This is a genomic window from Pseudomonas sp. Irchel s3h17 (assembly GCF_900187505.1).
Classification (GTDB): Bacteria; Pseudomonadota; Gammaproteobacteria; order Pseudomonadales; family Pseudomonadaceae; genus Aquipseudomonas.
This window is the reverse complement of the sequence record NZ_FYDL01000005.1, coordinates 15,921-35,246: the sequence shown is the minus strand read 5'-3', so window position 1 is coordinate 35,246 and position 19,326 is coordinate 15,921. Positions and strand designations below refer to the sequence as shown.

The window sequence follows — 19,326 nt, the reverse complement described above, 5'->3', positions numbered from 1 at the left end:
GCGACGATATATAACTATATGAATGGCCTGAAGAATAAATCTAGAACTTTTTCATCAAAAGGCCAGCGTTACCGCCTCAAATATCTCCGTGGCGCCGGCGTTGCGACAAGGGCACCAGGTAAACCGGGACCTGGGACAGTTGCAAGACCCGCGCGGCCGTGCGCCCCAACGGCGTTTCCCCCCCTGCCCCATGGCTGTGGCTGCCCAGGATCAACAAGTCCACCGAGAGCTTCTGTGCCTGCTCGAGAATGACCTGCGACGGGTCGCCCTGAAACACTCTGACCGATTGAATCAGCGCCAGGTCCTGCTGCCCCTCCCCCAACTCTTCGCGAAAACTGTCGAGTACGCGCTGCTCGATATTGGCCATTACCGTACTCAAGCCCTGGCTGTGAAATTCGTTCAGGGCCTGCTCATCCAGATAGCTCTGCAACACCGACTCGGCAAACAGTCCCATGGGTTCAACGGCGTGCACCACATACAGATCGGCTCTGAATGTCCGTGCCAGCGCCAGTGCATGTTGCATCACGAAGGGAGCGTATAGGCCGAGGTCAGTGGCATACAGAATCGAATGAATCATGTGACCTCCTCGAATGCCAAGATGGCGGAGCTTGATTCAGCTTAGCAGTGCCACAGCGAGTACGACATTCCGGGTAAAGCGTTGAACAACAGGCTTAAACCTTCAGTTCATTGCTGATGCCATGGGGTACATGACCGGTGGCCACCACCTCGCGAGCCAGCTCGCAATGACCCGCCTGATCGTCGAAAAACACATCGGCGGCAAAGGCCTCGAGAAAGGCCGACTTGGTCAGGCCGCCGAGAAACAGCGATTCATCGAGCCGGATATCCCACTCGCGCAGTGTCCGAATCACCCGCTCATGGGCCGGCGCCGAACGGGCTGTGACCAAGGCGGTGCGGATCGGGCAACGGTCTTCGGGAAACTCGCGCTGCAAGGCATTGAGTGCGGCCAGAAACCCCTTGAACGGACCACCGCGCAACGGCTCTCGTGCCGCCTGGCGCTCACTGGCCTGAAAGGCTTCCAGGCCACCGGCCTGATAGACCCGCTCCGACTCATCGGAAAACAGCACCGCGTCACCGTCGAAGGCGATGCGCAATTCCTCGCTGGCGGCACGGCTGGCCCCCCCGGACAGAATGGTCGCCGCAGCAAAACCCGCGTCCAGCGCGCTGCGCACATCGTCGGCGTGCGTGGAGAGAAACAGGTCGCAGCCGAACGCCTTGAGATACGGGTACGGGCTGCGCCCACCGACAAACGCCGCCCGGGAAATCGCCAGCCCGTAATGGTGGATCGAATTGAACACGCGCAGACCGGTGTCGGCACTGTTGCGCGACACCAGCACCACCTCGACCCGTGCCTTGCCCAGGCTGGCATTGAGGTTGAGCAGCTTTTGCACCAGGGGAAAGGCATCGCCCGGCTCGAGGATTTCGTCTTCGTGTTCGATCTGATATTGCCGGTACGCCTCGACGCCACTGGCCAGATAGACCTGATGGCTGTCACTCAGGTCGAACAGCGCCCGCGAAGAAATCGCCAGCACCAGTCTGTTGTCTATCCCGTTTGCCATGCGTACTCCCCCCTGGCTGAAAGACTCAGCCGTTACGCCCGTCGATAAAGCTCAGGGCCTGATACAAGGCTTCGATTTTCGGTAGCGAACAACCGGCAGCCCCGGCCGCCGCCAAGGGCCTTTCATAGATGGCGGCCAGTTCCAGCGGTCGTTTATTCAGGTAGTCGTGGTACATGCTGGGCCAGTAATCGGGCATGTGCTCGGTGACCTTGAACAAATGCTCGGCGTACCCCGCAGGCATGCTGTAGCCACACGCCAGTGCCCCCTGCACCACTTCGGCCATCAATGCCTGGATCAGTTGGCGGCTGTTTTCATCCGCCATCAATGGCTTGGTACTCGCACCGAGCAATACCGACAAACCGTTGTAGGGGACATTCCAGACCAGTTTCTGCCAGCGCGCCTGCGCAAGATTGGCCGTGGCCTGGGAATCAAGACCGGCGGCACGGAACAAGCCGGCACCCTGTTCCACAATCTGCTGACGCGCAGGCTCGTCCGCCTGCGCCGGGCCACTGTGGTAACCCAGGTGGACAGCACCCAGCGCCTGGTGCTCGATCACCCCGGGACCTGCGCGATGCACACAGATAAAACACAGGCCGCCCAACAGGTGCAGGCTGTCCGGCAGTACATCGCGCAGACTGTCTTCGACCTCCAGGCCGTTTTGCAGCAACAGCACCTTGGCATCGGCTGCGGCGGCCTTGATGATCGTCGGTGCCAGCGCGGCATTGCCGGTGGTCTTGGTACCGACCAACAACCAGTCACAGGGCGGCATGTCCTCCGCCGACGAATAGGCCTGGACCGGGTTCAGGGTCACGGCACCGTACGGCGCACTGTTGAGTTGCAGGCCGTGCTCAGCCACCGCTGAAAACTCGCTGCGCAGCAGGAAATGCACGTCGAACCCGGCTTTCGCCAGCATCACGCCGTAGAAACCACCAATCGCCCCGGTACCGATAATGCCGATTTTCGGCTTTTGAATCGTTGCACTCATCACGGTAACTCCTCTGGATCCCGACTCAGCGCCAGCCCCACCGCCGTGTTCAATTCGGTGCAGGTCAAGCGCGACTGTAGCGCCCCATAAAACTCACCGTCGCGCACCACAAACAGCGCCGGCAAATGAAAGACCTGATAACGCTCCACCACCCCACCGTTATTGCCGGCATCGATCCAGCACAACTGGTCGATATCCAGCGCCTGGCGGGGCAATTGCTGACGTGCCCAGCGACAACCGGAACAGCCCACACTGGTGAAAATCACCAGGGAAATGCCCTTCATCGCCAACAACCGCTGGTCGGCATCGAAATCGGTCAGTTCCCATTCGACCACTATACTGGGGAGAACGCTGTCGAATGACCGACACTTGGAGTCCGTGTTCATGGGGCGTTTCATTCCTCATCCTGATGATGTGCCCGTCGAGTTAACGTTGCGCAAACACCAGTGTATTTCTCGGCAAGAGTTGCACACTATCAGTCTCGGAGGCGTGGCTTGCAATTACCACCGCGCCTGGCGCAAGGGTACGGCACTGGAAGTGCGCATGCCGACCTTGAGTGAAAATGTCTGCTACCTGGGCTTTGTCGCCTGGTGCCTGCGACGAAAGCATGGCTACCTGGTGGGGATTGCGTTCATCGACGAGCAAACCCTGTTCAAGGCGCGGATGGGCGAGCAGATCTGCCAGATCGAACGTTACTACCGGCAACAGGAACGCCAGCGCGAACAGCAAGGCCTCCAGGCCCTGGCCCTCGAATGGGTCGACCAGCATGCCACGGAGTACTCCCACGAGACCGTTCACCAGGCTTTTGTGCAGCCAGCACTGGATTAAACCCGCGCCTGCCCATTGTCGAGCAACAGCGTAACGCGCTAAGGTTCGGCTCCCCGCTGCGCTTAAATCATGCTGTGCTCCGCCGCGCGGGGATCGCTGGCGGCCGGCACCCGTGACCTGACGAGTAACACGATGGCTGATTTACCGATCAATGACCTAAACGTCGCCTCCAACGAGACGCTGATCACCCCTGACCAGCTCAAGCGTGATATCCCTTTGAGCGATGCCGCCCTGCGCACCGTGACCAAGGGTCGCGAAGTGATTCGCAATATCCTGGATGGCACCGACCACCGCCTGTTCGTCGTCATCGGGCCCTGCTCGATCCACGACATCAAGGCCGCACACGAATATGCCGAGCGCCTCAAGGTGCTCGCCGCTGAAGTGTCCGATACCCTGTACCTGGTCATGCGGGTCTATTTCGAAAAGCCACGTACCACCGTCGGCTGGAAAGGCCTGATCAACGACCCGTACCTGGACGACTCCTTCAAGATTCAGGACGGCCTGCACATCGGTCGTCAGTTGCTGCTGGACCTGGCCGAAATGGGCCTGCCGACGGCAACCGAAGCCCTTGACCCGATCTCCCCGCAGTACCTGCAGGACCTGATCAGCTGGTCGGCCATTGGCGCCCGCACCACCGAATCCCAGACTCACCGTGAAATGGCCTCGGGCCTGTCTTCGGCCGTCGGCTTCAAGAACGGTACCGATGGCGGCCTGACCGTAGCCATCAACGCCCTGCAATCGGTTTCCAGCCCGCACCGGTTCCTGGGGATCAACCAGGAAGGCGGCGTGTCGATCGTGACCACCAAAGGCAATGCCTACGGCCACGTGGTACTACGCGGCGGCAACGGCAAGCCGAACTACGACTCGGTCAGCGTCGCGCTCTGCGAGCAAGCGCTGAACAAGGCCGGGATCAAGCCGAACATCATGGTCGACTGCAGCCACGCCAACTCCAACAAGGACCCGGCACTGCAACCGCTGGTGATGGAGAACGTGGCCAACCAGATCCTGGAAGGCAACCAGTCGATCATCGGCCTGATGGTCGAAAGCCATTTGAACTGGGGTTGCCAGGCGATTCCCAAGGACCTCGCCGAACTGCAGTATGGCGTGTCGATTACCGACGCCTGCATCGACTGGTCCGCGACCGAAAACACCTTGCGCAGCATGCATGCCAAGCTCAAGGACGTGCTGCCCAAGCGTGAACGCACCTGACCGGCATGTACCGCACACAAAAACGCCGGGCTTAGCCCGGCGTTTTCATGAGTGCCCCTGATCAGAGCTTGGCGGCATGCCGCTGGTGACGCTCCATGTAGCGCTCCACGTAGGAACACGAAGGGATGACGGTGTAACCCATTTGTTCCGCATACTCGAGCGCATGCTCGGTCAACGCGGCGGCAATACCACGGCCACGCAGCGCGTTGGGCACGAACGTGCGATAGATATCCAGGGTTTGCTTACCCAGGTCCATGTAGGTCAGGTAGGCACGATGACCGTCCACATTGGTCTCGAACTGATGACCAGCCTGGTCATGGTGGATGGACAACGCCTCGCTCATCACTACTCCTCGCGGGTCTTGAATTGACCCCTACCTTACCGATGTTTTTCCGGCGAAGGAACCTCTGCGCCACCCCGTGCCTGTCTGGACACCGAGAAAAGGCCGTACCGATCTCGCGCAGTCTTGCACGTATCAAATAGTAGGCACCAATGGCACAAATGCTCAAGGCGCGCTCGTCATGACAGCGCATGCGCTGGATCGACACGGGTCACGTCGAGGGGGCCCGGCCGAAAATCCTCCCGGGGCGGGCGCCTGAACATTGCCGGATATTGAGACTTGAGACGAGCGTCGGTAGTTAAAGTCACCTCTAACAAGCAAACTCGCGTGAGGCGCTCCGCAAATCGTCAACAAAAGTGTAGACGAATCAATAAAGACTGACTTTAGCCCCATACTGCGAAACAGGCACCTGGGCAGGTTGCGCGTTTCAAGCAGGTCGCTCAGGGCGGGCATCCCGGCTGCATACTTTTTATACAGCGCGATTAAAAGTTGCTCGAAAAAGAATCAGCGCCTACAATTTTTTTTGCTTCTTGCGCTACGTCAGTTTACTTACTAAAAGTAATGGGTAGTATGTACGCCGGCTGTTTCCTCACTCTGAGGTGATAGCTATTTAATTGAAAGTCCTTGAAGGGGAACACGATGAACAACGTTCTGAAATTCTCTGCTCTGGCTCTGGCCGCAGTTCTGGCTACCGGTTGCAGCAGCGTATCGAAAGAAACCGAAGCACGTCTGACTGCTACTGAAGACGCAGCAGCTCGCTCCCAGGCTCGTGCAGACGAAGCTTACCGTAAAGCTGATGAAGCTCTGGCTGCTGCTCAAAAAGCACAACAGACTGCTGACGAAGCTAACGAGCGTGCTCTGCGCATGCTGGAAAAAGCTAGCCGCAAGTAATAATCCCTCGGGATTGTTATCAAGCCGACCCAGTTTCTGGGTCGGCTTTTTTATCGCCTGCGGTTTCTTCAGGCCATAAAAAAACCCGCCGAAGCGATGTCGCCCCGACGGGTTGTTTGAAGCGCTTACTGCAGTTCGAGCGGCGCGCTGGTGACCATCGGCGCCGTGGCGTTCGGCACTGCAATCTCTACCGGCAGGCCATCTTCGGCAGCGACCACGTCGCGCACCACGTCCCAGTTCATGCGCATGTTGCCAGTGATGTCTTCACGCTTGAGCATGGCGTTGATCACCGAGGTGTGCTTGTCGACCACCGACGGGTTGCCCTTGTCGTCGATCGGCGTATGCGCCTCCAGATAGACCTTGCCACCGCTCATGCCCAGCTTGTACGGATCGTTGAGGATGCGCACGGGAGTGCCCACCGGCACCATGCTGGCCATTTCCAGGACGTTGTTGTTGAACATGCGGAAGCAGCCGTGGCTGGTGCGCATGCCGATGCCGAACTTCTTGTTCGAGCCATGGATCAGGTAGCCAGGCGTGCCCAGGGTGAACTTGAAGGGCCCCAGTGGGTTGTCCGGGCCGGCCGGCACGACGTTTGGCAGCGGGTCGCCATCGGCCGCGTGCTCAGCCTTGATCGAGGCTGGAGGGGTCCAGGTCGGGTTCGGTGTCTTGGCGACGATGCTGGTATGGGCAATCGGCGAGCCCCAGCCTTCACGACCAATACCCAGCGGGAAGGTGTAGACCACGTTCCGCCCCTTGGGGTAGTAGTACAGGCGGTACTCGGCCAGGTTGATCACGATGCCTTCGCGCGGGCCAGGTGGCAGAATGAAGCGCGTCGGCAGAATGATTTCGGTACCCGCTCCAGGCAACCATGGGTCGACACCCGGGTTGGCCGCGACCATTTCCGAATAACCCAGGTCATAGGTGGTGCCCAGATCAGCGAAGGTATCTTCGTATTTGGCCTTGACCACCTGCACCTGACCGACGATATCTTCGCCCGGTGGCGGTAAAGGCAGCTCCAACGCTGCAACGGGACCTGCAACGCACAAGGCGGCAAGAGACAGGCAGCGGGCGACGGCAGGAAAGCGCGGCAACATCCGGAAAATCCTTTGCATGGTCAACAGAGGGTATAAACGCTCGATTGTACACTGACACCCGAAGAATCGGGGAGCCGGGCCGACGGCCCGCCCCACTGGAGTGTTACAACTCGAAACGCAACTCGGGCCAGATCGGCGAGGTACCGCGCTTTTGCGACTCGAGGATCGCCCGGCACAGCGAGCACAGACGCTGGTCCTGGAACACCGTGCGGTCGACGCTCGACCAGCGCGGTTGCGCCGGCAACAAGCTGCCGCACAAGGTACGGTCGGCCGAGCCGCCCAACTCCAGTTGACGCGTCACCAGATGCACCCGGACTTCCTGGCAGGCGAACAGATCCAGCTGCTCGTCAGGCTCGATCAGTTGATAGGCAAACAGGGACCAGGCAGAACGCGGCATCGGGGGCTCCAAATCAGGGGGGCGCCACATTAGCCGAAAGACTGCCGCTAGAAAAGCGTCACAGCAGCGGTTTTAGCGTAGGCCAGACATTTTCCAGCAACTTGTCCTGCGCCGCGACCGCCGGATGGATGCCATCGGCCTGCATCAGCTCGGGATTACCGCCGACTCCCTGCAGGAAAAACGGCACCAGCGGGACGTTTTTCTGTTCCGCCAGGTTGCTGTAGACCTTCGCGAAAGCCTCGGTGTAGCGCACCCCATAATTAGGCGGCAGTTGCATGCCCAGCAACAGCACCTTGGCGCCACTGGCCCTGGCGCTGTCGATCATCGACGCAAGATTTTGTTGCAATTGTGTGGGCGACTGTCCGCGCAGGCCGTCATTGCCCCCCAACTCCAGCACGACCAGTTCAGGCTTATGCTCTGCAAGCAGCGCCGGCAGCCGCGCCTGCCCCCCCGCACTGGTATCGCCACTGATGGAGGCGTTGACCACCTTATCGCTGAAACCCTCTTGCCGCAGCCGCTGCTCGAGCAACGACACCCACCCCTGCCGGGTATCCAGGCCGAAAGCGGCGCTGATACTATCGCCAACGATCAGGACTGTACCCGCCGCTGCGTTCTGGGCCATGCACACCAAGGCCAGGCCAGCACTCAAAAACCACACACGCATCGGACTCTCCATGGGCGCAAGCATTCTCACTGCGCGGAACCTTAGCAAAGTGGTTCCCAGCGCGGAAGGTGAACTGACCATCCTGCATCAACTCAACCTGGAACTGAACAAGGGCGACAGCCTGGCCATTGTCGGCAGCTCCGGTTCCGGCAAATCCACCCTGCTGGGGTTGTTGGCCGGCCTCGACCTGCCCAGCAGCGGCGAGGTCACTTTGGCGGGCCAGGCCTTGGGTAACCTGGACGAGGACCAGCGCGCGCGCATCCGCGCCGAGCATGTCGGCTTCGTGTTCCAGTCCTTCCAACTGCTCGACAGCCTCAACGCCCTGGAGAACGTCATGCTGCCGCTAGAGCTCGACGGCCGCAAGGATGCCCGTGAGCGCGCCACTGAGCTGCTGCGTCGCGTCGGCCTCGGCCAGCGCCTGAGCCATTCGCCGCGCCAGCTCTCCGGTGGCGAGCAACAGCGCGTGGCGATTGCCCGGGCCTTTGCCGCCGAGCCCGACGTGCTGTTTGCCGACGAGCCCACCGGCAACCTCGACACCCACACCGGCGAGCACATCAGCAACCTGCTGTTCGACCTCAATAAAGAAAGCGGCACGACCCTGGTGCTGGTCACCCACGACGAACGCCTGGCCCATCGCTGCCACCGCCTGATCCGCCTTGAAGCCGGCCTGTTGGTCGCCCCCCTGGAGCCTTGATGGCACGCTTGCCGCTGTTGCGCCTGTTCAGCCTCGCCATTCGCCAATTGTTGCGCGATGCCCGTGCCGGAGAACTGCGGGTGTTGTTCTTCGCCCTGCTGGTGGCCGTGGCGGCAAGCACTGCCATCGGTTACTTCGGCGCACGCCTCAACAGCGCGATGCTGTTGCGCGCCACCGAGTTCCTCGGTGCCGACCTGCTGCTCGAAGGCAGTTCACCGGCCCGTGCGGAGCAGATTCAGAGCGGCAAGGCACTGGGCCTGCAACACGCCCGGGTGGTGGAATTTTCCAGTGTCATCGCCACCGACAAGGGTATTCAGCTGTCGAGCATCAAGGCCGCCGATGAGATCTACCCGCTCCGGGGCCAGCTGAAAAGCGCGCCCGCCCCGTTTGCCCCCGAGGAAGCGGGCGGCGGTCCGGAACCGGGCGAAGCCTGGGTCGAGGCGCGCTTGTTGACGGCACTGGACCTGAAGATCGGCGACAGCATCGACGTCGGCATGAAAACCCTGCGCCTGAGCCGCGTCCTGACCTACGAACCGGATCGGGCCGGCAACTTCTACAGCCTCACGCCCCGGGTGATGATCAACCTCACCGACCTGGACGCGACCGGCGTGGTGCAGCCCGGCAGCCGGGTCAGCTACCGCGAACTGTGGCGCGGCGAGGCCTCGGCACTGGAAGCCTACCGACAAGGGATCAAGCCGGGGCTGGCGGCCAACCAGCGGTTGCAGGACGCCCGCGACGGCAACCGACAGATCGGCGGTGCCTTGGGCAAGGCCGAGCGTTACTTGAACATGGCCAGCCTGGTGGCGGTGCTGTTGTCGGGCGTCGCCGTCGCACTCTCGGCCACCCGCTTCGCCACTCGCCGCTTCGACGCCAGCGCCCTGTTACGCTGCCTTGGCTTGTCGCGCCGGGAAACCTTGCTGCTGTTCAGCCTGCAACTGGCGGTGCTCGGCCTGCTGGCCAGCATCAGCGGCGCCCTCCTCGGTTGGCTGGCCCAGCTTGGCTTGTTCGCGCTGCTGCATGACCTACTGCCCACCGATGTCCCGCCAGGGGGATTGCTGCCGGCCATTGCCGGGATAGGCACCGGCCTGGTCGCGCTCGCCGGTTTTGCCCTGCCGCCGTTGGCCGCCCTCGGTCGCGTTCCGCCGCTTCGCGTCCTGCGCCGCGACATGCTGCCGATTCCTTCCAGCACTTGGATGGTCTATGGCGCCGCCTTGGCGGCCCTGGCACTGATCATGTGGCGCTTGAGCCTGGACCTGTTGCTGACGTTCGCCCTGCTGGGGGGCGGTATCATCGCCGCCCTGGTGCTCGGAGGCCTGTTGCTGGTGCTGCTCAAAAGCCTGCGCCGCCTGCTGGCCGGCGCACCGCTGCCCTGGCGCCTGGGCCTGGGGCAGTTGTTGCGCCACCCGCTGGCGGCGGCAGGCCAGTCCCTGGCCTTCGGATTGATCCTGTTGTCGATGGCGCTCATCGCCCTGTTGCGTGGCGAGTTGCTGGACACCTGGCAAAACCAGCTGCCGAAGAACGCCCCCAACTACTTCGCGCTCAATATCCTGCCGGCCGACAAACAAGCCTTCACCGATCGCCTGATCGACCTCTCCGCTCAATCGGCGCCGCTGTACCCGGTGGTACCGGGACGGCTGATCAGCATCAATAGCGAGCCGGTGCAGGGCATCGTCAGCAAGGATTCCCAGGGTGATCGGGCGATCCAGCGCGACCTGAGCCTGACCTGGGCCGCCGAATTGCCGGCGGGCAACAGCATTACCGCAGGCGACTGGTGGCCAGCGCAACCTGCGGACGACATACCCGGGGTATCGGTCGAGGGCAAAGTGGCCGAGAGCCTGAAACTCAAACTCGGCGACCACATGGTCTTCACCGTCGGCGGAGTCAATCGCGAAGCACGGGTCACCAGCCTGCGCAACATCAACTGGGACAACTTCCAGCCGAACTTCTTCATGATCTTCCAGCCCGGCACCCTGAAGGACCTGCCGGCGACCTACCTCACCAGCTTCTACCTGGCGCCCGGCCACGACGCGCAGATCGTCGAGCTGTCACGGGCCTTTCCGGCGGTGACCATCCTGCAGGTCGAAGCCTTGCTCGCCCAACTGCGCAGCATCCTTGGACAAGTCACGCTGGCGGTGGAGTACGTACTGCTGTTCGTCCTCGCGGCGGGCATGGCGGTGCTGTTTTCCGGCTTGCAGGCAACCCTCGATGAACGCATTCGCCAAGGCGCACTGCTACGCGCCCTGGGGGCCGAACGGCAACTGCTGGTCAAGGCACGGCGCATCGAGTTTGGCTTGCTGGGTGCCGTCAGCGGCCTGCTCGCCGCACTCGGTTCGGAGCTGGTGAGCCTGGTGCTTTACCGTTATGCCTTTGATCTGGCCTGGCACCCCCATCCCTGGTTGCTGCTATTGCCGGTGATCGGTGCCTTGCTGGTCGGCGCCGCCGGGGTATTTGGAACACGTCGTGCGCTGAATGCCAGCCCACTGACAGTCTTGCGCGAGGGTTGATAAACTCGAGGCCTTCTCACCAAAAGAAATCGCAATGAGCCGCTATCGCCCTCCCCGTCCTGCCGGCACCGCCCTCATCACACCCGAGGGCGAGGCCCGGATGCGTGCCGAGTTCCATGAGCTCTGGCATGTACGTCGCCCTCAGGTCACCCAGTCGGTCAGCGAAGCCGCCGCCCAGGGCGACCGTTCTGAAAATGCCGAGTACACCTACGGCAAGAAGATGCTGCGCGAAATCGACAGCCGCGTGCGTTTTCTCACCAAACGGCTGGAAGCGCTCAAGGTGGTCAGCGAAAAACCCAGCGATCCGAACAAGGTCTACTTTGGCGCCTGGGTGACCATCGAGGATGAAGACGGCAAGCAGTCACGCTACCGGATCGTCGGCCCGGACGAGCTGGACCTCAAGCAAGGCTTGATCAGCATCGACTCGCCCCTGGCACGAGCCCTGATTGGCAAGGCCCTGGACGCCGAAGTCCGGGTCCAGACGCCTACCGGCGAGCAGTTCGTGTACATCGTCGCCATCGATTACCCCTGAGTCAGCGACGGGCAATCAGCCCCTGGCGGGCAACGCGCGTCAGTTGCCTGATCACTTCGACCGCCTCTTCGGCACTGGGCGACTGAATCACCGCCAGGTCGAAGCTGTCGCTGGCAAAGCGCGCCAGCGATTCACCGTCCTCGACAAACTGGATCAGGAACGCCGCCGGGCCGCCATTGCGACGCGGCCAGCCGTCCAGATAACGCAAGAGCGTGGGCTGATGATGACCGCCAAGGAGGATTTTCGGGTTGCGTTGGGTCAGGTGAGCCGTGATCGGCGCGGGACGTACGGGAGGGCGAAGTGCATTCATGATGTCGTGTCTCTGCCTCAAAAGTCTGCATGGCAGGTGAGAGGCAACACCGAACCAGCGCTTTAGCGGTATTTCGAAGCCTGTTTCAAGCTTCTATCGGCAACTGGATGAGTCACCTGGCGCCCCGCAAGTAGCTGTTTAAATCGGCGCATGACAGCATCCTAGAGAAGCCGACGGGACAGTGTCAAGAATCCCGGGCAACAAAAAAGGCCCGCGCAATGCGGCAATACTGTTCAGTTAAGAAAGGCTTGAAGCGGGTGAGAGACCCGTGGCGAGCGAGCTTGCTCGCGCTGGTGCGCGAAGCGCACCCAACAAAGCGACTGCGGTCTTTCAGAACGAACTCGACGACAGTTTTTGGGGCTGCTCTGCAGCCCAGCGCGAGCAAGCTCGCTCGCCACGGGGGACGTATTGAGCAACCCTATCCTTAACTGAACAGCATTACGCGCAATGCGGGCCTTTTCGTTGAGCCAGAGCGGTCAGTCGGCGATGGCGCGATCCAGTGAAAGCTTGCCGGCACCTTCGACCAGTACGGCGAAACTGCCGCCGAGCAGTGCCAGGGCGAATTCATAACCGTTGTTCGCCATGAACAGGCCGTTGCCGATGTGCACCGAAAAGATCGCCACCAGCGAGAGGAAGGCCAGGCCCAATGCCGCCGGACGCACCAGCAGCCCAACGATCAATGCCAGGCCGCCGAAAAATTCTGTACCACCGGCCAGAGTCGCCATCAACTGGCCCGGTGCCAGGCCCAGGCTTTCCATGTACTGCGCAGTCCCGGCAATGCCATAGCCACCGAACATGCCAAAGAGTTTCTGCGCACCGTGGGCAGCGAAGATGATGCCGACGAAAATCCGCAAAACGGTCAGGCCGTAGCCAGCGCGAGTAGAAAGTACCTTGTTGATCAATGTGCTCATGCTCTGTCATCCATTGCGAGTGTGTGTGGGTTGGCCGCTATATTAATCAGTAAATCTCATGTTAAAAGCGCAAAAAATCCGCAATACCAATCAGTTTAGCTGATCATTTACGTGAGACAACGTTCTGCCCCTGGGCCTCCAGCGACTCCCGTTCCCGGTCATAGGCCAAGTAGTACTTGTTCACACTGTTAACATAGCTGACAGGTCCCATCCCCACCTGCTCCAACGCAACACGCTCGACCTGGAAGAACCATTGATTGGGATTCAGGCCACGTCGCCGGGCTTCGGCCCGCATGGCCTGGACCCGTTCCGGGCCGATGTTGTAGCCGGCCAGGACAAAGGCCATGCGCTCACGTTCATTGAGCTTGGGGCTGGCGAAAAACTTGCGACGGATCAGCGCCAGGTACTTGGCCCCAGCCTGGACATTGCTGTCCAGGGACTGAATATTGTTGACCCCGACCCGTTGCGCCGCCGACGGGGTGATCTGCATCAGCCCGGTCGGGCCGCTGCCGCTCTGGGCGTTGGGTTCCAGCGCCGATTCCTTGAAGGCCAGCGCGGCCAGATTCAGCCAGTCCATGCCCTGCTCGCGGGCATGTTTCTGCAAGACCGTGCGCACCTTCTCCAGACGCTGGCGATCGGCCCGGGCCAGAGGATTGCGCACCTGGTACAAACGCCGATAGATACGCAGGAATGCCACATCCTGGTCGGACGGTGTCTTGTAGCCACCCAGGAAGCGGTCAATGCTGGCCCGCAACATCGATGCATCGCGACGCACGAACCAGAACTCCTCGCCCGGCTCACTGATCACCACTTGCCGGTCAAAACGCAGTTTGGGCAGGATCTTGCCCCAACGCTCGGCGATTGGTTGCTCGACAATGGTCAGGTGAAAAATCCCGCCCTGCACCATCTCCAGAACATCTTCGACCGCCAGGCTCGGGTCGACCCATTCGATCGTGACCGGCGGCAACTTGTGCAGCGCCAGCTTCTGGTTGATCTGATTGATGGCTTCACCGGCGGCGCTACCGGCAGGCAAGGCCAGGGTTTTGCCGGACAGTTGCTCAAGCCGGGTGTAGCGGCGCTCGCCCTTGATCCCCACCAGCAGCAACGGCACATTGCTGACAATCGGTTCGCTGGTCGTCACGCCACGAGCGCTTTGCAGATCAAGCAATTCCCCCGGAGCCACGAGGTCCCCTTCTCCGCGCTGCAAGGCGCCGAGCAGTTGGTCCTTGGCCTTGGGAATGATCTTGAGGGAAATTTCCTGGCCGTCACGGGCGCGACCGTTGAGGTACTGCTCAAAGGCGCGCAAGCGATGGTACTCAACGCCAATGCTCTGGCCCTGGACTTCACCGGAACTGTTGCGACTCTGGTTGACCAGCACCCGCAATACACGGCTGCTGCGGATCTGCTCCAGATCCCGGACCTTGCCTGGCTGAACGGCCTCCACGGGGCCTGCCAACCGGGCAACCGCCGGCAACGGCAGCAGCATCGACAAGCACAGCAGTAGCAAAACCTGGAGTCGCGTCATCCGTTCTCCGGAAAGAATACTGTCCCGCTGCACAAGAAGGGCTGCAGCAGGTCGACAGAAACAGAGCGCCTGGAGCGCTGGCAAGGGTGCGAAAGCCTCAATCGGCGACGGAAAAAACCGCCGAAGTGCATTTTCGGCATCAAAAGACAGCTATAACTCGTTGTAGTTCTTGGTTTTTCTTATAAATCTACAGCTCTGGTATGCTTTCCGGCCATTGGCCTAGGGTAGCACCATGCAACTCATCGATATCGGCGTCAACCTGACCAACCCCAGTTTCGCCGACAAACACCAGGCGGTACTGGACCGTGCCTATGCCGCTGGCGTCTGCCAACTGGTGCTGACCGGCACCAGTGTCGAGGGCAGCGAGCAGGCCCTGGAGCTGTGCCAGCAACTGGACGAAACCGGGCAGCGGTTGTTCACCACCGCCGGCATTCATCCACACTCCGCCAGCGACTGGAATGCCGACAGCGCTCAGCGTTTACACCGTTTGCTCAAAGAGCCGAACGTGCGGGCGGTGGGTGAATGCGGGCTGGATTTCAATCGCGATTTCTCGCCACGCCCGCAACAGGAAAAGGTACTCGAAGAGCACCTGGCAATGGCCGTCGACCTGCAATTGCCGGTATTCCTGCATGAGCGTGACGCCAGCCAGCGCCTGCTGGAAATCCTGCGCGATTACCGAGACCGGTTACCGGCGGCCGTGGTGCATTGCTTCACCGGTGAAAAGAAGGCGCTGTTCAGTTACCTCGATCTGGACCTGCACATCGGCATCACCGGCTGGATCTGCGATGAACGCCGGGGCACGCACTTGCACCCGCTGGTACGCGAGATTGCCCGTGGACGCTTGATGCTTGAAAGCGATGCGCCCTATCTGTTGCCCCGCAGCTTGCGCCCCAAGCCGAAGAACGGTCGCAATGAGCCGGCGTACCTGACGGAAGTACTGCGTGAAGTCGCGCTGCATCGTGGCGAGTCGCTGGAAGATCTGGCGGCACACAGCACCGCCTGCGCACGGGCGTTTTTTGCATTGCCTGCGATTGATTGAGTCGGTGCGCCTCTGTGCCGCCCAGTGGACTTGATCCACATCAAAAATTTTTCTCCTGAGTAGCGGCACAATGATGGCACCTTGCCAATACTGTTTCCGCTATCAGAGAAGACCTTCCATGGGTGCCTGGCTTAGCAATATCTCGCTGAAATACAAATTCTGGGCGGTCAACGCCGTCGCTTTCGTCACCACATTGCTCTTGGTGCTATATGCCGTGCAGCTGGAACAACAGGCGCGCAGCCAGGCTTCACAGCAGGCGGCCAGCGCTCAGGCACGGTTGATCACGGCGTGGCCCGCCGGTCAGGCACTGCCCCAGGCCGATACCTTGCTGAACTTCAACAAGGGCCAGACACCCAGGCTCAATGATCAGCCACTGCCCCAATTGATCGACGCCAACGGCTGGGTCGACATCAACCCCTTGCCGCTGTTCGGCAAAACACACTTGATCGGCGCCGAAGTGGTGTCGCGGGGCAATGGCCAATACACCGCCGTCCTGGCCTATGGCCCGAGCCTAAGCCAGGTGTTCAGCGATCGTTTTGCCAACTATGCAATGGCCGTGTTCATCCTCATGCTGGCGATGCTCTGTGCCTCGCAGCTGTTGATCCGCTTCCTGCTGAGCCAGCTCAACACCCTCAAGGACGTCATGCTGCATGTGGAGAAAACCGGTGACCTGTCGGCGCGCGTGCCGCTGTCCTGCACCGATGAGGTCGGGCAGATGGCCAGCGCCTTCAACGCCATGCAGGCCGGCTACCAACGGGTGGTCAGCACCGTGGCCCACACTGCGCGCCAACTGGATGTCGGCGCGGCGCGCCTGGCGAGCAGCATGAACGACGTACGCCAGGGCATGCTCGGCCAGCAAAGCGAAACCGATCAGGCCGCCACCGCCATCAATGAGATGTCGGCCACGGTGTATCACATCGCCCAGCATGCCGGCGCCACGCGTGACCTGTCGAAGACCGCCGACATCCTCGCCGGCAGTGGTCAGGAGGTGGTGGGTCGGGTGCAAACATCGATTGCCGGGCTGTCCACCGGCGTGCAGCAAACCGCCGAGATGATTCAACGCCTGGCCGAGGACAGTCAGAAAATCAATGGCGTGGTCAGCGTGATCCATAGCATCGCCGAGCAAACCAACCTGCTGGCCCTGAACGCCGCCATTGAAGCGGCGCGGGCCGGGGAAATGGGTCGAGGCTTCGCCGTGGTTGCCGACGAGGTGCGTAACCTGGCCAAGCGCGTGCAGGCCTCTACCGACGAAATCACCCGCATGGTGTCGACCTTGCAGACCGGTACCCGGGACGCCGTGGACTTCATGCAGGAGAGTTCCTACAAGGCCGACGACTGCATGCAACAGGCCCGGGAGGCGGATGCCGCACTGGCGCAGATCACCAGCGCCGTGGCCCAGATGCGTGAAAGCAATACCCAGATTGCGGTGGCCGCCGAGCAGCAGAGCCAGGTCGCCGAAGAAATGAACCGCGCCGTGGTGAGTATTCGTGACGTCACCGAGTCAACGGTACAGCAGACGGTGGACTCGGCCACCACCAGCAATGAGCTGGCAACACTGGCGGGAGAGTTGAGCAAGGCCATCGGGCAACTGAAGCTTTGACCCGGGGCATCCTCATCATTGGCCGTGACCGCCTATCACTTCGATAGCCAACCTTGATTCGCCGTCGACCTCTACCCCGCCTATTCTTCAGGTATGAGTTTCACGGATCGAGGACTATCACGATGGGCAAACGTCACCCCAACCTTCCCGCCTGGCAATGGCGGGAGTACCCGAACAATCACCAGCATCCGACCAATCTGGTGTTGCACCTGATTGCCGTGCCGCTGTTCATCCTGGCATTTTTGCTGATCGTTTCCGGGGTGTTCGGCCTGAACCTTGGGAACGTCGCCATCGGCATTGTCGGCCTGCTGGCAGCCCTGGGTTTGCAGCGTCATGGTCACAGGCTGGAGGCGCAGGCCTCCGAGCCATTCAGTGATCGCAAGGATGCGGTGTCGCGCTTGCTGGTGGAGCAGTTCCTGACGTTCCCGCGTTTTCTCTTCAGTGGCCGCTGGTGGCGCGCCTGGTGCGAACGCCACCGGCATAAAGATCGTTAAGCGAAAATCGTCACGGTCTGTCGGCTAAGGGCAATCAACTCGCCCTCCTGGTTCCACAACGCGGCGGCGGCATGCCCATATCCATCACGGGCATGCTCGATTTCCACATGGTACTTGCACCAGTCCAGCGTGCTCACGGCCAGCAGGGGCTGTACGAATTCGATGGTCCAGGTCAGGGTACTGCCTGCCGCGGGCTTCGCCAGGTGCGGCAACAAGGCCGGTGGCCAGGCGTCCACCAGCGCCAGGATGTGCGCTTCGCTCACCGGCTCGTCCTGTACGCCGCCGCGCAAGCGAACCCAGCCCCCCATGTCCCGGGACTTGTTGCCGGTAAACGGCATGCCACCGACACCCCAGCGCATCGCCAGGTGGCGCATGAACTCAGGCATCACGCCGTTGATGTAGGGCAGCTCCTGACAATCGTCCCAATGCATCATCTCGGGTGCCGGCAGGGCCGTCACCGCGATTTCGGAAGGACGCGAGGCACCGAAGCTGCCCTGCACCACAGTCACCACCTGACCATTTTGCAGTGCTCGACCCAGTACCTGGCTGACCGCCTTGCCTTCACGCAAGACTTCCACTTCGAAGCGGATGGGAACACCGGGCTCGGCCGGACCGACAAAGGTAATCGCCAACGAGCGTACCGGGCGTTCGGCCGGGACTTTCGCACGCATGGCTTCGTACTGCAGCGCGGCCACCAGACCACCGAAACTGGCGCGGCCCTGCCCCCACTGCGCCGGTATCACCAGCTCATCAGGCGAGTTGCGCACGGCGTCGAGTAATTCTGAAAAGCGCATGAACACCTCAAGGCTAGGAAAAGACTGACGGATCTTAACCAGCCTTCGCCCCCGGTACAGCGCCTATTCCGGCCAAAGAAACGGACAGATAGGCCGGATGCTCGGGCAATGCCATGCGATCAAGACTTGAAGCAAGCCGCACTGAGCTTGTCGAGCACCCGATCGGCACGGCTTTCAGCCGTGGCCATGGTCACCTTCCAGCCCTCCACGCAGGGCGACAAGTCGGGCTCATGTTCGGCCCGCGCCAGCCATTGCAAACAATCATGCCAATCCCCCAGGGCGCCTTGTGCCGCCTTGAGCCGTGCCGTGGCAGCCGCAGGCAGGCGATCCAGCTCGGGGTAGGCTTCGATGGCATAGCGCACCCGCTTGATCAGCAGACGCAGGCGGTGGCGATCGTGGGCGGGATCGTGCAGGGTGTGATCCAGGGTTCTCCACTGCTTGGCCAGACGCTTCTCGATGCGCCTGCGCAAACCTTTGAGCAACCCCTGGCGCTCACAGGCGCGTAGAAAACGCGGAAACGCGTCGAGGATCATCATCAACTGCGCCAGCTGCGGGCTGTCCGCCACCGCCGGGTACGCCTGGCTCATCTGCAGCATGCGATGCTCGGCCGCTTGCCGCTGCCCATGCTGGAGCAGATAGACAGCCAGCACTTCACGGTCGCGCAAGGGGGTCGTCAGGGTGCCCACCGCCGCCGCGGCCACCTCCAGTTGCTCAACCCCGGGCAAGCCCCGCAAGGGTCGCAACAGGCTGCGCAAACGGCGAACCGAGATGCGCAAATCATGCAACGCTTCGGCGTCGGTGCTTGCACTCAGCCGGGCCTGACAGGCCAGCAAACGCACCTCCAGCCCCAGGACCCGGGACACTAACCGATCTACCAACGCAGACATCGTCTTCTCCCAGGTCAGGCATCCACACCAGAGCACAAGCATAGGCCCATA

The 19,326-nt window shown here is 61.4% G+C and carries 22 protein-coding genes; 9 read left to right on the top strand and 13 right to left on the bottom strand.

The annotated features are described in order from the left end of the window. Positions 1-76: 76 nt before the first annotated feature. The 4 genes from CKW25_RS08075 to CKW25_RS08060 form a co-directional block, all read right to left on the bottom strand. A complete protein-coding gene (locus tag CKW25_RS08075) occupies positions 77-577 on the bottom strand; it encodes a universal stress protein (RefSeq protein ID WP_095078661.1) in 501 nt (166 codons plus the stop codon). Positions 578-671: 94 nt separating this feature from the next. Beyond that, on the bottom strand, positions 672-1,577 hold the full coding sequence (locus tag CKW25_RS08070) for a 5'-nucleotidase (RefSeq protein ID WP_095078660.1): 906 nt from the start codon (positions 1,575-1,577) through the stop codon (positions 672-674). A 25-nt stretch (positions 1,578-1,602) separates the two neighbouring features. After that, positions 1,603-2,562 carry a putative 2-dehydropantoate 2-reductase gene (locus CKW25_RS08065; protein WP_095078659.1) on the bottom strand — a complete coding sequence of 320 codons (960 nt, stop codon included), beginning with the start codon at positions 2,560-2,562 and terminating at the stop codon, positions 1,603-1,605. Next, positions 2,562-2,948: a thioredoxin gene (locus tag CKW25_RS08060; protein ID WP_095078658.1), complete on the bottom strand. Its 387-nt coding sequence runs from the start codon at positions 2,946-2,948 to the stop codon at positions 2,562-2,564. Before CKW25_RS08060 ends, CKW25_RS08065 begins: the two co-directional genes overlap by 1 nt. Here CKW25_RS08060 and CKW25_RS08055 point away from each other — a divergent pair. Together CKW25_RS08055 and CKW25_RS08050 are read left to right on the top strand one after the other, a co-directional pair. Next, entirely contained in the window at positions 2,947-3,390 is a 444-nt protein-coding gene (locus tag CKW25_RS08055; RefSeq protein ID WP_095078657.1) for a PilZ domain-containing protein, read from the top strand. The two genes, CKW25_RS08060 and CKW25_RS08055, sit on opposite strands and share 2 nt — an antisense overlap. Before the next feature lie 132 nt (positions 3,391-3,522). Further along, positions 3,523-4,599 (top strand): 3-deoxy-7-phosphoheptulonate synthase, encoded by a 1,077-nt coding sequence (locus tag CKW25_RS08050; protein ID WP_095078944.1) that lies wholly within the window; start codon positions 3,523-3,525, stop codon positions 4,597-4,599. Between the two features lie 61 nt (positions 4,600-4,660). Here CKW25_RS08050 and CKW25_RS08045 read toward each other — a convergent pair whose 3' ends face one another. After that, positions 4,661-4,942, bottom strand: a complete 282-nt coding sequence (locus CKW25_RS08045) for a GNAT family N-acetyltransferase (protein ID WP_095078656.1) — start codon at positions 4,940-4,942, stop codon at positions 4,661-4,663. Positions 4,943-5,578: 636 nt separating this feature from the next. Here CKW25_RS08045 and oprI point away from each other — a divergent pair. Beyond that, a complete protein-coding gene (gene oprI, locus CKW25_RS08040) occupies positions 5,579-5,830 on the top strand; it encodes an outer membrane lipoprotei OprI (protein ID WP_003172710.1) in 252 nt (83 codons plus the stop codon). Positions 5,831-5,955: 125 nt separating this feature from the next. On the opposite strand, the gene CKW25_RS08035 is transcribed toward oprI, so the two are convergent. The 3 genes from CKW25_RS08035 to CKW25_RS08025 all read right to left on the bottom strand — a co-directional run bounded on the left by CKW25_RS08035 (position 5,956) and on the right by CKW25_RS08025 (position 7,985). Beyond that, entirely contained in the window at positions 5,956-6,924 is a 969-nt protein-coding gene (locus tag CKW25_RS08035; protein WP_095078655.1) for a L,D-transpeptidase family protein, read from the bottom strand. A 103-nt stretch (positions 6,925-7,027) separates the two neighbouring features. Next, positions 7,028-7,321, bottom strand: a complete 294-nt coding sequence (locus CKW25_RS08030) for a hypothetical protein (protein ID WP_095078654.1) — start codon at positions 7,319-7,321, stop codon at positions 7,028-7,030. Positions 7,322-7,379: 58 nt separating this feature from the next. Continuing rightward, the gene (locus CKW25_RS08025; RefSeq protein ID WP_095078653.1) at positions 7,380-7,985 is read right to left on the bottom strand and encodes an arylesterase; all 606 of its coding nucleotides are present in this window, start codon (positions 7,983-7,985) and stop codon (positions 7,380-7,382) included. 10 nt (positions 7,986-7,995) lie between these two features. Between CKW25_RS08025 and CKW25_RS08020 the strand changes: the two genes are divergently transcribed. Genes CKW25_RS08020 through greB form a run of 3 tightly spaced genes read left to right on the top strand, consistent with a single transcriptional unit; the run spans position 7,996 to position 11,715 of the window. Continuing rightward, positions 7,996-8,679, top strand: a complete 684-nt coding sequence (locus tag CKW25_RS08020) for an ABC transporter ATP-binding protein (protein WP_095078652.1) — start codon at positions 7,996-7,998, stop codon at positions 8,677-8,679. After that, entirely contained in the window at positions 8,679-11,183 is a 2,505-nt protein-coding gene (locus CKW25_RS08015; RefSeq protein ID WP_095078651.1) for an ABC transporter permease, read from the top strand. The genes CKW25_RS08020 and CKW25_RS08015 overlap by 1 nt, the downstream gene beginning before the upstream one ends. Before the next feature lie 34 nt (positions 11,184-11,217). Then, the gene (gene greB / locus CKW25_RS08010; RefSeq protein ID WP_095078650.1) at positions 11,218-11,715 is read left to right on the top strand and encodes a transcription elongation factor GreB; all 498 of its coding nucleotides are present in this window, start codon (positions 11,218-11,220) and stop codon (positions 11,713-11,715) included. Between the two features lies 1 nt (position 11,716). On the opposite strand, the gene CKW25_RS08005 is transcribed toward greB, so the two are convergent. The 3 genes from CKW25_RS08005 to CKW25_RS07995 all read right to left on the bottom strand — a co-directional run bounded on the left by CKW25_RS08005 (position 11,717) and on the right by CKW25_RS07995 (position 14,461). Then, the gene (locus CKW25_RS08005; RefSeq protein WP_095078649.1) at positions 11,717-12,025 is read right to left on the bottom strand and encodes a hypothetical protein; all 309 of its coding nucleotides are present in this window, start codon (positions 12,023-12,025) and stop codon (positions 11,717-11,719) included. A 476-nt stretch (positions 12,026-12,501) separates the two neighbouring features. Further along, positions 12,502-12,936, bottom strand: a complete 435-nt coding sequence (locus CKW25_RS08000; protein ID WP_095078648.1) for a DoxX family protein — start codon at positions 12,934-12,936, stop codon at positions 12,502-12,504. 103 nt (positions 12,937-13,039) lie between these two features. After that, positions 13,040-14,461: a transglycosylase SLT domain-containing protein gene (locus tag CKW25_RS07995; protein ID WP_095078647.1), complete on the bottom strand. Its 1,422-nt coding sequence runs from the start codon at positions 14,459-14,461 to the stop codon at positions 13,040-13,042. Between the two features lie 232 nt (positions 14,462-14,693). Here CKW25_RS07995 and CKW25_RS07990 point away from each other — a divergent pair, with 232 nt between their 5' ends. From CKW25_RS07990 to CKW25_RS07980, 3 genes are all read left to right on the top strand, one after another. Next, the gene (locus CKW25_RS07990; RefSeq protein WP_095078646.1) at positions 14,694-15,500 is read left to right on the top strand and encodes a TatD family hydrolase; all 807 of its coding nucleotides are present in this window, start codon (positions 14,694-14,696) and stop codon (positions 15,498-15,500) included. 118 nt (positions 15,501-15,618) lie between these two features. Further along, positions 15,619-17,100 carry a methyl-accepting chemotaxis protein gene (locus tag CKW25_RS07985; RefSeq protein WP_095078645.1) on the top strand — a complete coding sequence of 494 codons (1,482 nt, stop codon included), beginning with the start codon at positions 15,619-15,621 and terminating at the stop codon, positions 17,098-17,100. A gap of 122 nt (positions 17,101-17,222) precedes the next feature. Beyond that, positions 17,223-17,594 carry an Mpo1-like protein gene (locus CKW25_RS07980; protein WP_095078644.1) on the top strand — a complete coding sequence of 124 codons (372 nt, stop codon included), beginning with the start codon at positions 17,223-17,225 and terminating at the stop codon, positions 17,592-17,594. Here CKW25_RS07980 and CKW25_RS07975 read toward each other — a convergent pair. Then, on the bottom strand, positions 17,591-18,388 hold the full coding sequence (locus CKW25_RS07975) for an acyl-CoA thioesterase II (RefSeq protein ID WP_095078643.1): 798 nt from the start codon (positions 18,386-18,388) through the stop codon (positions 17,591-17,593). The genes CKW25_RS07980 and CKW25_RS07975 overlap by 4 nt on opposite strands. Before the next feature lie 119 nt (positions 18,389-18,507). Next, entirely contained in the window at positions 18,508-19,275 is a 768-nt protein-coding gene (locus tag CKW25_RS07970) for a CHAD domain-containing protein (RefSeq protein WP_095078642.1), read from the bottom strand. Positions 19,276-19,326: the final 51 nt, after the last annotated feature.

Excerpts from the sequence above, each read along its gene's own strand:
- CKW25_RS08075 (WP_095078661.1), bottom strand. The coding sequence starts at position 577 with ATGATTCATTCGATTCTGTATGCCACTGACCTCGGCCTATACGCTCCC.
- CKW25_RS08070 (WP_095078660.1), bottom strand. The coding sequence starts at position 1,577 with ATGGCAAACGGGATAGACAACAGACTGGTGCTGGCGATTTCTTCGCGG.
- CKW25_RS08065 (WP_095078659.1), bottom strand. The coding sequence starts at position 2,562 with ATGAGTGCAACGATTCAAAAGCCGAAAATCGGCATTATCGGTACCGGG.
- CKW25_RS08055 (WP_095078657.1), top strand. The coding sequence starts at position 2,947 with ATGGGGCGTTTCATTCCTCATCCTGATGATGTGCCCGTCGAGTTAACG.
- CKW25_RS08060 (WP_095078658.1), bottom strand. The coding sequence starts at position 2,948 with ATGAACACGGACTCCAAGTGTCGGTCATTCGACAGCGTTCTCCCCAGT.
- CKW25_RS08050 (WP_095078944.1), top strand. The coding sequence starts at position 3,523 with ATGGCTGATTTACCGATCAATGACCTAAACGTCGCCTCCAACGAGACG.
- CKW25_RS08045 (WP_095078656.1), bottom strand. The coding sequence starts at position 4,942 with ATGAGCGAGGCGTTGTCCATCCACCATGACCAGGCTGGTCATCAGTTC.
- oprI (WP_003172710.1), top strand. The coding sequence starts at position 5,579 with ATGAACAACGTTCTGAAATTCTCTGCTCTGGCTCTGGCCGCAGTTCTG.
- CKW25_RS08035 (WP_095078655.1), bottom strand. The coding sequence starts at position 6,924 with ATGTTGCCGCGCTTTCCTGCCGTCGCCCGCTGCCTGTCTCTTGCCGCC.
- CKW25_RS08030 (WP_095078654.1), bottom strand. The coding sequence starts at position 7,321 with ATGCCGCGTTCTGCCTGGTCCCTGTTTGCCTATCAACTGATCGAGCCT.
- CKW25_RS08025 (WP_095078653.1), bottom strand. The coding sequence starts at position 7,985 with ATGCGTGTGTGGTTTTTGAGTGCTGGCCTGGCCTTGGTGTGCATGGCC.
- CKW25_RS08020 (WP_095078652.1), top strand. The coding sequence starts at position 7,996 with ATGGGCGCAAGCATTCTCACTGCGCGGAACCTTAGCAAAGTGGTTCCC.
- CKW25_RS08015 (WP_095078651.1), top strand. The coding sequence starts at position 8,679 with ATGGCACGCTTGCCGCTGTTGCGCCTGTTCAGCCTCGCCATTCGCCAA.
- greB (WP_095078650.1), top strand. The coding sequence starts at position 11,218 with ATGAGCCGCTATCGCCCTCCCCGTCCTGCCGGCACCGCCCTCATCACA.
- CKW25_RS08005 (WP_095078649.1), bottom strand. The coding sequence starts at position 12,025 with ATGAATGCACTTCGCCCTCCCGTACGTCCCGCGCCGATCACGGCTCAC.
- CKW25_RS08000 (WP_095078648.1), bottom strand. The coding sequence starts at position 12,936 with ATGAGCACATTGATCAACAAGGTACTTTCTACTCGCGCTGGCTACGGC.
- CKW25_RS07995 (WP_095078647.1), bottom strand. The coding sequence starts at position 14,461 with ATGACGCGACTCCAGGTTTTGCTACTGCTGTGCTTGTCGATGCTGCTG.
- CKW25_RS07990 (WP_095078646.1), top strand. The coding sequence starts at position 14,694 with ATGCAACTCATCGATATCGGCGTCAACCTGACCAACCCCAGTTTCGCC.
- CKW25_RS07985 (WP_095078645.1), top strand. The coding sequence starts at position 15,619 with ATGGGTGCCTGGCTTAGCAATATCTCGCTGAAATACAAATTCTGGGCG.
- CKW25_RS07980 (WP_095078644.1), top strand. The coding sequence starts at position 17,223 with ATGGGCAAACGTCACCCCAACCTTCCCGCCTGGCAATGGCGGGAGTAC.
- CKW25_RS07975 (WP_095078643.1), bottom strand. The coding sequence starts at position 18,388 with ATGCGCTTTTCAGAATTACTCGACGCCGTGCGCAACTCGCCTGATGAG.
- CKW25_RS07970 (WP_095078642.1), bottom strand. The coding sequence starts at position 19,275 with ATGTCTGCGTTGGTAGATCGGTTAGTGTCCCGGGTCCTGGGGCTGGAG.